Here is a 12,538-nt window from a genome sequence, read left to right on the forward strand (position 1 = left end):
GTCTCGCCGGTGGCGGGGTTGACGGCGTGGATGGGCTGGGAACTGCCGCTGACGGCCGCCTGGCCGATCAGCATCTTGCCTTCGAGTGTCATATAGGGCTCCTGCGGTTGTTGTCGATGAGGACTCGGACCGACGGGCGCACTTCCAGGACGCCCGTTAGCATCCTGCGTGAGGCGCCGACTAAGTTCAATCTCTTAACTTACTTGCCGGGTCCGACTTTGTCGACTGTGCGCGGTTGTACCGGTCAGATCAGGTCGCTAGGCCCGTGGATGATGCTGGCCAATACCTGAGCCGCGGCGCCGCGGGCGGCAACGAAGGTGGAGTCCTCGATTACCCGCAGCGGTACCTGCTGGGTCGTGCCGAGCAGGCGGCTCTGGTTGGCCTTGAAGTAGTCGAGGGCGGGAGACAGCAGCGGGGCGCCGAGCTGGGTCAGCGAACCGCCCAGCACGATCTCGGAGGGGTTCTGGGTATGGTGCAGGTTGAGCAGCAGAATGCCCAGCGCCTCGCCGGCGCGGCGCAGCGTGGTCTGTACGTCGGGCTCGTTCAGGCGCGGCAGCAGGGCCTCGATGAGGTCCTCTTCTTCGGCGATGCCCAGCGCGGCGCGAATCGACCAGCCGCTGACCAGGGTCTCGGCACAGCCACGGTTGCCGCAGTGGCAATAGAGTCCGCCAGGCTGCAGCACGGTATGGCCGATCTCGCCGGCAAGCCCCTGGATACCCCTGGCGACCAGCGGCAGGTGGCTGCCCTCGACCATGCCGCTGCCTATCCCGGTGCCGGCGCTGACGTACATCAACGACTCGGGAATGTTGCCGGTGCGGAAGTAGAGCTCGCCGAAGGCGGCCGACTTGGCCTCGTTGTCCATCAGCCAAGTGCCCTCCAGCCGCGAGAGGTGGGGGCGCAGCAGATCGAGGAAGCGGATGTCGCGCCAGCCCAGGTTGGGCGCCAGGCGCAGCACAGGCTTGCCGGGCGCGATGGGGCCGGGAAGTGCGACCCCCAGCCCCAGACAACGCCGGTTGCCGTCCAGGTGGGTGCGCATCAAGCCATGCAGCAGTTCAGCGAGCAATTCGGCGGTGACTTCGGGAGTGGTCGGCACGAGGTGTTCATGGTGCGACTCGAGCACCTGGCCCGAGAGGGTGCAAGCGACCAAGCGTAGGCCGTGCACGCCCACCTCGGCACCGAACAGCACGTGGCGCTCGTCGTTGAGATGCAGGGCGCGCCCCGGGCGGCCGCCACTGCTCTTCAGCAGCTCACCCTCACGCAGCCAGCCCTGGTGCAGCAGCGACTGCACGCCGGCGCCGACGGTGGCCTTGGTCAATTGGGCCTGGCTGGCGATGTCGGCGCGGGTCAGCCCCGGGGTGCGGCGCACCAGTTCGAGGATGGCACTACGATTGAGCCGCTTGAGAAAGTGGAGGTCGCCCGCCTTGTGCTGCTGCTGGTAGCTGGTTGACATGGAACGTGGCCTTGCAGTCCGCACACCCGGGGCGCAGCGGAGGAAAACGGATGAAACCGGACACTTTGGTATCGCGTCCCGATGATGCCATTCGGCGATGGGGCGCGCGAGGGCTTCGGCCCGGCATTCCTGGTACGTGTCGTGAGTTGGTTCCAAGCCTAAACGAATTGCTTGGCTTCGGCCACGCCGGAAGTGCGTTCTTAACCCTTGGTGAGAAAGGTGGATCAGGATGATTTAAAAGGACAAATCGTCACCATCGACTAACGTCGCATTGTCGCTCTGTGTGGAGTTGCTCACTCTCTAGTTAGTAAATAGAAAAAACTAAGTGGAGAAAGCATGAACAACGACGCGGCGCGTTACCCCAGCCTCGACGAGCGAGTGGTTTTCATTACCGGTGGCGGCAGCGGCATCGGGGCCGCGCTGACCCGGGCTTTCCACCTGCAGGGGGCCCGAGTCGCTTTCGTCGACATAGACGATACCGCCAGCCATGCGCTGGTAGAGGTGCTGCAGGCGGAGACGGGGCGGGCGCCACGCTATCGCCGCTGCGACGTTCGCGACGTCGAGGCCCTGCAGGCGGCAATCGCCGAGGTGGGCCGCGAGCTGGGGCCCATCCATACCCTGATCAACAACGCCGCCAACGACGATCGCCACACCTGGCAGGAGGTCGACGTCGCCTACTGGGACGAGCGCATGTCGCTCAACCTGCGGCCGATGTTCTTTGCCGCCCAGGCGGCGGCGCACCAGATGATCGAGGCTGGCGGCGGCAGCATCGTCAACTTCGGTTCGATCAGCGTGCAGATGGCCATCCCCGAACTGTCGACCTACGTCACGGCCAAGGCGGCGGTGCACGGATTGACACGCAGCCTGGCTCGCGATCTGGGAGGCCACAACATTCGCGTCAACACCCTGGTGCCCGGCTCGGTGCTGACCGAGCGCCAATTGGAGAAGTGGATCGGCCCCGAGGAGGAGGCGTCGATCCAGGCTCACCAGTGCCTCAAGCTGCGCCTGGAGCCACAGCATATCGCCCCCGCCGTGCTGTTCCTGGCCAGCGCCGAGAGCGCGGCGATCACCGGCCAGGAGATTGTCGTCGACGGCGGCTGGGGTTGAGCCGCGAACATTCACTTAACTGAGGTGCATTCATGCGCTTACAACACAACAAGGAGCTCGCCATGCACACTTACCAACACCAACTGCCCAGGCCGCTGCGCGCCAAGCGCTGGTTGGCGGCAACGCTTGCCCTTGCCTCCGGCCTGGCGGCATTCGCCGCAGCGGCCGATACCACCGTGCGCGTACTGCGGGTCGAGATCAGCGACGTCGAGAAGCAGTACTACGACGATGTGGTCGCCGAATACGAAGCGCAGAATCCGGACGTCGAGGTGATCTTCGAGTACATCGCCAACGAGGCCTACAAGACGCGCCTGCCGACGCTGCTGCAGTCCGACCAGCGCCCCGACATCTTCTACAGTTGGGGCGGGGAAGGGCTGCGCGACCAGGTCGAGGCCGGCTTCGTGCGCGACCTCACCGAAGCGATGCAGGGTGGTTGGCAGGAACGCTACCCCGAGTCGGCCGTGCGCGCCTTCACGCTAGACGAGCGTGTCTACGGTGCGCCGCTCTACGCCACCGTAGTGGGCTTCTGGGCCAATACCGCATTGACCGAGCAGGCCGGGGTCGACATCGAGGCCATCGAGACCTGGGAGGACCTGGAGCAGGCGGTGGTGGCGCTGCGCGAGAGTGGTGTCACGCCCGCCGTGGTGGGCGGCAAGGATGGCTGGCCGATGCACTTCTACTGGGGCTACCTGGCCACGCGGCTGGCCGGCGGCGAGGGCATCGAGGCAGCCAAGCAGGGCGACAACGGCGGCTTCGAGGGCGAGCCCTTCGTGCAGGCCGGCGAGCTGCTCCAGGCGTTCGTCGAGCTCGACCCTTTCCAGTCGGGCTTCATGTCGACCTCCTACGAGCGTGCCAGCGCCATGTTCGGCGACGGCGAGGCGGCCCTGCACCTGATGGGCGACTGGGACTACATTCCTTCTAAGGAGCGCTCCGCGACGGGCGAGGGCGTGCCCGACGAAGATCTCGAGTTCATCCGTTTCCCCCGAGTGGAAGGGGGTGAGGGCAACGACGACAGCTTCGGCGGCATGAACGGCTTCGCCGTGACCCGCGATGCCTCCGACGAGGCGGTCGACTTCCTGCGCTTCCTGCTCAACGAGGAGAACCAGCGCGAAGCGGCTCGGCTTGGCATCTTCGTGCCGGTGGCCCACGGTTCCGAGGAGGAACTCGACACGCCCTACGCACGCAAGGTGGCGCAAATCCTCAGCGAGTCCAACTTCCATCAGGTCTTCCTCGACCAGGCGCTGGGCACTTCGGTCGGCGCCACGGTCAACGACATCAGCGGCGACCTGGCCCAGGGCGCGATCACGCCCGAGGAGGCGGCTGCCCAGGTCGAAGAGGCCTGGCAGTTCCGCTGAACCGATTCGCTGAAACATGCGACGCCCGGCGCAGCACTCTCGCCGCGCCGGGCCATATCCTCTTGACGGTATCTGCCATGACTACCATGACCCGACCCGCCGTGCACAGGAGAAGCAACGCCGATCGCTTGCGCCAGGGGCTGGCCAGCGGCAAGTTCACTGCCGTGCTGATCCTGCTGCCGCCGGCGCTGATCCTGTTCTCGCTGTTCGTGATCCTGCCGCTGGCCGATGCGGCCTACTACAGCGCCTTCTCGTGGAACGGCTACGGCTCGCCGAGCGATTTCGTCGGCACCCAGAACTACGCCCGCCTGCTCGACCATTCGGTGTTCCATACCGCGCTGTGGAACACCGCCAAGCTGATTCTCGTCTCGCTGATCATCCAGATGCCGCTGGCCCTGGGACTGGCGCTGCTGGTGTATCGCAAGACGCCGACCAACACGCTGTTCCGTCTGGTGTTCTTCCTGCCCTACATTCTCGCCGAAGTGGCCGCCGGGCTGATCTGGAGCTTCGTCTTCGACGGCGACTACGGCATCACCGCCTTCATGTTCCAGGCCCTGGGGCAGGAGTCGGTCTACGTGCTCGCCGACCGCCAGTGGGCCTTCCCGGCGATCATGACGGTGATCGTTTGGAAGTACTTCGGTTTTCATATGATGATCTACATCGCCGCGCTGCAGAGCGTGCCCAAGGACCTGATCGAGGCGGCCAAGCTCGAGGGGGCTAAGCCACGCCAGGTAGCGCTGTTCGTGCAGATTCCGCTGATCAAGCACGCCATCGTGGTGAGCGGCTTCTTCGCCATCATCGGCTCGCTGCAGATCTTCGACATCATCATCCCCATGACCAACGGCGGGCCCTCGAACTCGACCCACACCATCGTCACCTATCTCTACACCTTCGGCCTGTCACGGTTGAACATCGGCTTCGGTAGCGCCGCCGCCGTGGTGCTGTTCGTGCTCGCCATCGGCATCGCGCTGTTCTACCAGCGTGCCACAACGAAGGAGGAGCGGGTATGACGAGCGCCACGACCCGCAACACGCTGCGCGTGATCGTGCTGATCCTGGTGGCCAGCCTGGTCATCGGCCCGCTGCTGGCCTCCTTCTTCGGCGGCTTCAAGAGCAATGCCGAGCTGCGCACCAATCCGCTGGGCTTGCCGGACATCTGGAACGCCGAGAACTACATTGCGATCTTTCTCGACGGCACCTTCTGGCGCTATCTGGGCAACTCGTTCCTCATCTCTTCGATGACGGTACTGCTCACCCTGGTGGTGGGTGCAGCGGCGGCCTACGTGTTCTCGCAGATCCGCTTCTTCGGCTCGAAGATGATCCTCTCCTACCTGCTGCTGGGGCTGATGTTCCCCTTCGCCGCGGCGATCCTGCCGCTGTTCATCAAGGTACGCGATCTGGGGCTGCTGGATACCTACTGGGCCGTGATACTGCCGCAGACCGCCTTCGGCCTGTCGTTGGCGATCCTGCTATTCAAGGCATTCTTCGATCAGTTGCCCAAGGAGCTGTTCGAGGCCGCCTACGTCGACGGCTGCAGCTACCTGCGCTTTTTCTGGTCGTTCACCCTGCCGCTGTCGACGCCGATCCTGGCCACGGTGGGCGTGTTCGTCTTCGTACAGAGCTGGAACAACTTCCTGCTGCCGCTGGTGGTGCTCAACGACCGCTCCATCTACACCTGGCCGCTCGGCATGATGCAGTTCCAGGGTGAGTACCTGACCCAGTGGAACATGATCCTGGCGTTCGTGACGCTGACCATCACGCCGGCGGTGATCTTCTTCCTCGCCGCGCAGAAATACATCGTGGCCGGGCTGACCGGCGGCTCCGTCAAGGGATGACACCGATGACCGATACCCTTCGCAACCCGATACTCGCCGGTTTCAACCCCGACCCCTCGATCTGCCGGGTCGGCGAGGACTACTACATCGCCACCTCCACCTTCGAGTGGTACCCGGGCGTGCAGATCCACCACTCGCGGGACCTGGCCAACTGGCAGCTGGCGAGCCGGCCGCTGGCCCGCGCCGCCCAACTCGACATGCGCGGCAACCCGGACTCCTGCGGCATCTGGGCGCCGTGCCTGTCGTACGCCGACGGCCTGTTCTGGCTGATCTACACCGACATGAAGCGCTACGAGGGCAACTTCAAGGACGGTCACAACTACCTGGTCACCGCGCCCTCCGTCGAAGGACCCTGGAGTGACCCGGTGTACCTCAACTCCAGCGGCTTCGATCCCTCGCTGTTCCACGACGAGGGCGGCCGCAAATGGCTGGTCAATCTCCAGTGGGACTATCGCCAGCGCGAGGGCGGCGACCGCTTCGGCGGCATTCTGCTGCAGGAGTACGACGTCGAACGCAGGTGTCTGATCGGCCCGATCCGCAACATCTTCGCCGGCACCGAGATGAAGCTCACCGAGGGGCCGCACCTGTATCGGCGCGACGGCTGGTACCACCTGCTGGTGGCCGAGGGCGGCACCGGCTACGACCACGCCGTGACCATGGCGCGCTCGCGCGAGATCGCCGGCCCCTATGAGGTGCACCCGGACAACCCGGTGCTGACCACGCGCCAGGACCCGGACAACCCGCTGCAGCGCGCCGGCCATGCCGATCTGGTGGAAACGCCCGAGGGCGAGACCTGGATGGTGCATCTGTGCAGCCGGCCGCTGCCCGGCACGCGCCGCTCGCCGCTGGGCCGTGAAACGGCCATCCAGAAGGTCCAATGGGGCGAGGACGGCTGGCTGCGCCTGGCTCACGGCGGCAGTGCCCCGGCGCTGGAAGTGCCAATGCCTGCTGTCATGCCCGGTGTGGAACAGCGCCCTCCGGCCGCCGAACAAAACTATGCGTTCCAGCCCGGCGCTCTTCCGGTGGACTTCCAGTGGCTGCGCACGTCCGAACCCGAGCGGCTGTTCTCGCTCGATGCACGGCCCGGCTTCCTGCGCCTGTTCGGTCGCGAGTCGGTGGGTTCCTGGTTCGAGCAGGCGCTGGTGGCGCGGCGCCAGGACAGCTGGAATTGCAGCGCCGAGACCGAACTCGAGTTCGAACCTGTCGACATCCAGCAGTTCGCCGGGCTGATCGCCTACTACAACCGCTTCAAGTTCCACTACCTGGCGGTGAGCCTGAACGACGAGGGCGACAAGGTGCTCGGCGTGATGAGCTGTCACGACGAGTGGCCCAGCGAGCGGCTCGACTTCGCCGAGCCGGGCGTGACCCTTGCGCCCGGCCTTCCGGTGCGACTCGGTCTCGATATCCGCGAGCGCGAGCTGCAGTTCCGCTTCGCCCAGGGCGACGACGAGTGGCAGCCGATCGGCCCGGTGCTGGACGCCGGGCTGCTGTCGGACGAGGGCAGCGGTCGTGCCCACGGCTACTTCACCGGCAACTTCCTGGGTATGGCGGCCCACGACATCAGCGGGCGTGCCACGCCGGCCGACTTCGCCGGGTTCCGCTACCGCCGCAATACCCGCTGAGCCGATTTTTTACGCGCACAAGACACACAACAGGCGCTAAGGGAACCGCTGAACAAATCGACGAGCGAGATGAAGCGCAACGCAGCGATTCGCTCGCGTAGGCTTTTGTGCAGTGTTCCCCAAGACGAGAGCACGCTATGGCTGACGTAACCCTGGTCGACATCGAAAAGACCTTCCGTGGCAAGACCACGGTGATCCCCAATCTCAACCTGCACATCGAGGACGGCTCCTTCACCGTGCTGGTGGGCCCCTCCGGCTGTGGTAAGTCGACCCTGCTGCGCATGATCGCCGGGCTCGAGACGGTGACCCGTGGCGCCATCTCCATCGGCGGGCGCGACGTCACCACCGCCGAGCCCAGCGATCGCAACATCGCCATGGTGTTTCAGTCCTACGCGCTCTACCCGCACATGACGGTGGCGCACAACATCGATTTTGGCATGCGCCTGGCCAAGGTGCCCGCCGAGGAGCGCAGGACCAAGGTAGCCGAGGCGGCGCGCCTGCTGAACCTCGAGGAGCTACTCGAGCGCAAGCCGGCCGAGCTCTCCGGCGGCCAGCGCCAGCGCGTGGCCATCGGTCGCGCCATCGTGCGCAACCCCGGGGTGTTTCTGTTCGACGAGCCGCTCTCCAACCTCGACGCGGCGCTACGCAACCGCATGCGCGTGGAACTGGCCGAGCTGCATCAGCGCCTCGACGCCACCATGGTCTACGTCACTCACGACCAGGTCGAGGCGATGACCCTGGCCGACTGCATCGTGGTGATGAACGCCGGTCGCATCGAGCAGGTCGGCACGCCCATGGCGCTCTACCAGCGGCCCGAGACGCTGTTCGTCGCCGGCTTCATCGGCTCGCCGAAGATGAACCTGATCGAAGGGGAGGTGGCCAAGGCCTACGGTGCCGCGACGCTCGGCATTCGCCCCGAGCATCTCGAAGTCAGCTGCGAAGCGGGGGAGTGGCAGGCCCGGGTGCGGGTGGTCGAGATGCTCGGCGCCGACGCCTTCGCCTACGTCGACTGCGATGCCACTGGCCCACTGACGGTCCGCCTGCCCGGCGATGCGGCGGTGCACAGCGGCGACGTCCTTTACCTGACGCCGCGTCACGATCTATTGCATGGCTTCGACGCCGATGGCCAGCGCCTGCCGGATGGGGCCCTGGCCCGATTCCGGGCCAGTCTTACCTGAGCCGTAAGCGAGCGAGACATCATGACGATGACACTCGACAACGGAACCCTGCGACTCACGGTGAGCCCCGGGATCGGCGGTGCCGTGGTGCGCTTCGACAGGCTGACCCAGCGAGGCCCCGAGCCACTGATGCGCCCCGGCCGCGCTGACGAACATGATCCCAACCGACTGGCTATGTACCCGCTGGTGCCTTGGTCCAATCGCATCGGCGGGGGCGGTTTCACGTGGCAGGGATGCGACTACCCGCTCGTGGCCAATCTGGATGGCGAGCCCCTGCCGATCCACGGCGACGGCTGGCAGCGGGCCTGGCAGGTCGAGGAGTGCGACGACACACGGCTGCGGCTTGGCCTGCGCTCTTCGCACCAGCCGCCATTCGACTACCGGGCGGAGCTGACTTATCGCCTGGCGGGCGACACGCTCGAAGTGACCCTCGCCGTGACCCATCTGGGGGAGGCGCCGGCTCCCTACGGCCTGGGCTTTCACCCCTGGCTCCCGCGCAGCGCCGACGTGCGTCTCGATGCTGCCGCCGAGGGTGTATGGGAAGTCGATGCCGATCAACTGCCGACCGAGTGGCGCCGGCTCTCGGCCGGTGAGGCCTGGGACTTCTCCCGCGATGCGGCACTACCCGAACGCAAGATTGACAACCTTTTTACCGGCTGGAGCGGGCAGGCCGTGCTGCGCTGGCCCGAGCGCGGCGTGATGCTCGAGGTGAGCGCCGATACCTCGCGCTACCTGGTGTTCTCGCCGGGCGTGCACGCTGACTTCTTCTGCTTTGAGCCGGTTTCCCACGCGGTCGACGCCCATCACGGTGTTGATCCGCAGCGCCAAGGTCTGCTCGAGCTGGGCACCGGGGAGTGTCACTCGATGCGCTGCCGTTTCCGCTGTCTTCCCAGCTAAACCCACCCCGTTGATACCAAGGAGCCGTCCACTCATCACGCTTAACAACTTAGTTCAGAGTTATTACCAACAATAAAACCGCATCGATGCATCATTCACAAGGAGCACAACAATGACAATGCCACGTCACGCTACGCTGACCCTGCCTCGCCTGGGGTTGATCGGGCTCGGTTGCCTCGCCTTCGGCACCGCTCAGGCCCAGGAAGACTTCGTATCCGGCATCGATTTCACCGGCTATGCGCGGTCCGGCATCGGCAACACCGCAGGCGGGGGCGATCAGGCCTGCTTTCGGGCCAATGGCGCCGGAGCCAAGTACCGCCTGGGCAACGAATGCGAGACCTATGCCGAGCTGGGCCTTGGTGCCACGCTCTATGAACAGGGCGACAAATCGTTCTATTTCAACAGCATGGTGGGTTATTTCTCGAATCAGGTGAACGATTCCGAGGATACCGACGTATCCCTTCGACAGTTGTACGTGCAGGGTCACAATGTGGTCGATGCCCTGCCCGGTGCCAGCCTGTGGGCGGGCAAGCGCTTCTACCGCCGTCACGACGTGAACATCAACGATTTCTTCTACTGGGACTCTACCGGCCCCGGCGGCGGCATCGAGAACATCGACGTGGGTACCGGCAAGCTGCACCTGGCGTGGATGCGCGCGACGGGTACCGACGATACCGAATATCCGGATGCCGACAATCGCATCTCCAACGACACCCTGGATATCCGCTGGTCCGATATCCCCGTCAATCCCGACGGCACGCTGGTGCTGGGCTACAACTACGGCCGCGCTCAACTGAGCGATGCCCAGGAGGCCTACTACGGCGACAGCGAGGCCGATAGGGGCCACATGTTCACCATCCAGCACGAGCAGAACAACTGGTTCGGCGGCACCAACAAGTTGGCGCTGCAGTACGCCACCGACGGCATCATCAATGCCGGTACCGGTCAGGGGCGCATGAATGCCGGGGTCTCTGCGGATGTGCCCGGCGGTGAGATGTGGCGCGTCATCAACCACGGCAATGTGTGGCTCTCGCCCGACAGGCTCGATCTGCTGTATGCGGCCATCGTTGAGGAGAAGCGCTTCGACGATGACTCCGGAGCCACCTGGATCTCAGCGGGCGTACGTCCGACCTATTACTGGACGAACCACCTGAGCACGGCGCTCGAGCTCGGCCACGACTACATCGATCCCGAGAACGGCGACGACAGCCGCCGCCTGACCAAACTGACCTTGGCTCAGCAATGGTCCGCGGGGGTGGGCGGCTTCGCTCGCCCGGTCATCCGCCTCTTCGCCACCTATGCGGACTGGAACGGGAACGCCTTCCAGGCGGGCCGCACCAGCCGCGCGATCGATGCGGGGGCGGCAGGTGACGCGATCGACATCGACGACAACGACGGCCTCACCTTCGGCGTGCAGATGGACGTGTGGTGGTAAGCCGAATCCCGACATGCTTCATCGCGGGGCTTCCTCGCCTTGGCGCCCGCAAGGGCGCCCTTTTTCCGGAGTACTCGTCATGCAGGAACGCAAGGTAATGAGTCGTTCGGCCTTTATCTTCATGATCTGTTGCATTGCCGCCATCGGCGGCTTCCTGTTCGGCTTCGACAGCGGCGTGATCAACGGCACCGTCGATGGCCTGCAGGCCGCATTCGGCTCCGACAGCGTGGGCACCGGCTTCAATGTTGCCTCGATGCTGCTGGGCTGTGCCGTGGGGGCCTTCTTCGCCGGCCGCCTGGCGGATCGTTTCGGCCGCCGCACGCTGCTGATCGTGGCCGCGGTCTTCTTTCTCGTCAGCGCCTGGGGCTCGGGCATCGCCGGAGGCTCCCTGGAGTTCGTCATCTATCGTGTACTGGGCGGCATGGCGGTGGGCGCCGCCAGCGTAATGACGCCGGCCTATATCAGCGAGGTGGCTCCTGCCGCCTATCGGGGACGGCTCGCCACCATCCAGCAGGTGGCCATCATCTCGGGGCTGTTCGTGGCGTTTCTCAGCAACTATGTGCTGGCGCACCTGTCCGGCTCGGCAATGGTCGAGCTGTGGCTGGGATTTGCCACCTGGCGCTGGATGTTCTGGATCGAGCTGCTGCCGGCGGCGATATTCTTGGTGGCACTACTGTTCATACCCGAGAGCCCGCGCTACCTGATCAGCAGCGGCAAGCAGGGCGAGGCGCGACGCGTGCTGGGCCTGGTCATGCCGGAAGGCGAAGTGAGCGCCAAGCTGGCGGAGATCGACGCGACGCTGACCCGAGACCACAAGCCGCGCCTGCGCGACGCGATCGATCGCGCCACCGGCAAGGTGCACGGCATCGTCTGGGTAGGCATCGGGCTGGCAGTGTTCCAGCAGCTGGTGGGCATCAACGTGGTGTTCTATTACGGTGCGGTGCTGTGGCAGTCGGTGGGTTTCTCCGAGGGCGATGCGCTGCTGATCAACGTCATCTCGGGGGCGGTGAGCATCGGCGCCTGCCTGCTCGCCATCGCCCTGATCGACAAGGTCGGGCGCAAGCCGCTGCTGTGGGCGGGCTCGGTGGGCATGGCGCTGACCCTGGCCAGCATGGCCTACGCCTTCTCCACGGCGAGCCTGGTCGATGGCAGCCTGCACCTCGGCGACGACATGGGCGTGTTTGCGCTACTGTCGGCCAATGCCTATGTGTTCTTCTTCAACGTCTCCTGGGGGCCGGTGATGTGGGTCATGCTCGGCGAGATGTTCCCCAACCAGATGCGCGGTTCGGGCCTGGCCATCGCGGGGCTGTTCCAGTGGCTGGCCAATTTCGGCATCACCATGACCTTCCCCATCATGCTGGCTTCGATCGGCCTCGCCGGCGCCTACGGCTTCTACGCCCTGTGCGCGGTGGTGTCGGTGTTCTTCGTGCTGCGCCTGGTCAAGGAGACGCGTGGCAAGGAGCTCGAGGAGATGGCCTATGAATGACGTCACCGGCCCATGTCGTGTATCACTATGCCCACGACAAAGAACAATCCGGCCAGGACAAGACCGCCGACTCGCATGAGGATCGCGACATGACCGACCGCAAGATCACGCCCGACCAGTTGCGTTCGCGCTGGTGGTTCGACAACCCCGACCACCCGGGCACCACGGCGCTGT

The 12,538-nt window shown here is 65.1% G+C and carries 10 protein-coding genes; 9 read left to right on the forward strand and 1 reads right to left on the reverse strand.

The genetic code is table 11. The features are described from left to right. Positions 1-244 precede the first annotated feature (244 nt). A complete protein-coding gene (locus tag QPM17_RS22670) occupies positions 245-1,450 on the reverse strand; it encodes an ROK family protein (RefSeq protein WP_285394018.1) in 1,206 nt (401 codons plus the stop codon). Positions 1,451-1,786: 336 nt separating this feature from the next. Between QPM17_RS22670 and QPM17_RS22675 the strand changes: the two genes are divergently transcribed. The 9 genes from QPM17_RS22675 to QPM17_RS22715 all read left to right on the forward strand — a co-directional run bounded on the left by QPM17_RS22675 (position 1,787) and on the right by QPM17_RS22715 (position 12,364). After that, complete coding sequence (locus QPM17_RS22675; protein WP_285394019.1) at positions 1,787-2,557, forward strand: SDR family NAD(P)-dependent oxidoreductase; 771 nt, start codon at positions 1,787-1,789, stop codon at positions 2,555-2,557. Between the two features lie 32 nt (positions 2,558-2,589). Beyond that, positions 2,590-3,912, forward strand: coding sequence for an ABC transporter substrate-binding protein (locus tag QPM17_RS22680; RefSeq protein WP_285394020.1), 1,323 nt, complete (start codon positions 2,590-2,592; stop codon positions 3,910-3,912). A 77-nt stretch (positions 3,913-3,989) separates the two neighbouring features. Beyond that, the gene (locus tag QPM17_RS22685) at positions 3,990-4,922 is read left to right on the forward strand and encodes a carbohydrate ABC transporter permease (RefSeq protein WP_285394021.1); all 933 of its coding nucleotides are present in this window, start codon (positions 3,990-3,992) and stop codon (positions 4,920-4,922) included. Beyond that, positions 4,919-5,746, forward strand: a complete 828-nt coding sequence (locus QPM17_RS22690; RefSeq protein WP_285394022.1) for a carbohydrate ABC transporter permease — start codon at positions 4,919-4,921, stop codon at positions 5,744-5,746. The genes QPM17_RS22685 and QPM17_RS22690 overlap by 4 nt, the downstream gene beginning before the upstream one ends. 5 nt (positions 5,747-5,751) lie before the next feature. Then, positions 5,752-7,368, forward strand: coding sequence for a glycoside hydrolase family 43 protein (locus QPM17_RS22695; protein WP_285394023.1), 1,617 nt, complete (start codon positions 5,752-5,754; stop codon positions 7,366-7,368). A 137-nt stretch (positions 7,369-7,505) separates the two neighbouring features. Then, complete coding sequence (locus tag QPM17_RS22700) at positions 7,506-8,546, forward strand: ABC transporter ATP-binding protein (protein ID WP_285394024.1); 1,041 nt, start codon at positions 7,506-7,508, stop codon at positions 8,544-8,546. 21 nt (positions 8,547-8,567) lie between these two features. Continuing rightward, on the forward strand, positions 8,568-9,443 hold the full coding sequence (locus QPM17_RS22705; protein ID WP_285394025.1) for an aldose 1-epimerase: 876 nt from the start codon (positions 8,568-8,570) through the stop codon (positions 9,441-9,443). Positions 9,444-9,555: 112 nt separating this feature from the next. Further along, complete coding sequence (gene lamB / locus QPM17_RS22710; RefSeq protein ID WP_285394026.1) at positions 9,556-10,878, forward strand: maltoporin; 1,323 nt, start codon at positions 9,556-9,558, stop codon at positions 10,876-10,878. Positions 10,879-10,957: 79 nt separating this feature from the next. Further along, positions 10,958-12,364 carry a sugar porter family MFS transporter gene (locus tag QPM17_RS22715; protein WP_285394028.1) on the forward strand — a complete coding sequence of 469 codons (1,407 nt, stop codon included), beginning with the start codon at positions 10,958-10,960 and terminating at the stop codon, positions 12,362-12,364. Positions 12,365-12,538: the final 174 nt, after the last annotated feature.

Origin of the sequence: Marinobacter azerbaijanicus (assembly GCF_030250645.1) — a bacterium.
Lineage (GTDB): Bacteria > Pseudomonadota > Gammaproteobacteria > Pseudomonadales > Oleiphilaceae > Marinobacter > Marinobacter azerbaijanicus.

What these genes read in the sequence shown, in the direction of transcription:
- QPM17_RS22690 (WP_285394022.1), top strand. Translation starts at nt 4,919, where the DNA reads ATGACGAGCGCCACGACCCGCAACACGCTGCGCGTGATCGTGCTGATC.
- QPM17_RS22715 (WP_285394028.1), top strand. Translation starts at nt 10,958, where the DNA reads ATGCAGGAACGCAAGGTAATGAGTCGTTCGGCCTTTATCTTCATGATC.
- lamB (WP_285394026.1), top strand. Translation starts at nt 9,556, where the DNA reads ATGACAATGCCACGTCACGCTACGCTGACCCTGCCTCGCCTGGGGTTG.
- QPM17_RS22675 (WP_285394019.1), top strand. Translation starts at nt 1,787, where the DNA reads ATGAACAACGACGCGGCGCGTTACCCCAGCCTCGACGAGCGAGTGGTT.
- QPM17_RS22680 (WP_285394020.1), top strand. Translation starts at nt 2,590, where the DNA reads ATGCGCTTACAACACAACAAGGAGCTCGCCATGCACACTTACCAACAC.
- QPM17_RS22705 (WP_285394025.1), top strand. Translation starts at nt 8,568, where the DNA reads ATGACGATGACACTCGACAACGGAACCCTGCGACTCACGGTGAGCCCC.
- QPM17_RS22700 (WP_285394024.1), top strand. Translation starts at nt 7,506, where the DNA reads ATGGCTGACGTAACCCTGGTCGACATCGAAAAGACCTTCCGTGGCAAG.
- QPM17_RS22695 (WP_285394023.1), top strand. Translation starts at nt 5,752, where the DNA reads ATGACCGATACCCTTCGCAACCCGATACTCGCCGGTTTCAACCCCGAC.
- QPM17_RS22670 (WP_285394018.1), bottom strand. Translation starts at nt 1,450, where the DNA reads ATGTCAACCAGCTACCAGCAGCAGCACAAGGCGGGCGACCTCCACTTT.
- QPM17_RS22685 (WP_285394021.1), top strand. Translation starts at nt 3,990, where the DNA reads ATGACTACCATGACCCGACCCGCCGTGCACAGGAGAAGCAACGCCGAT.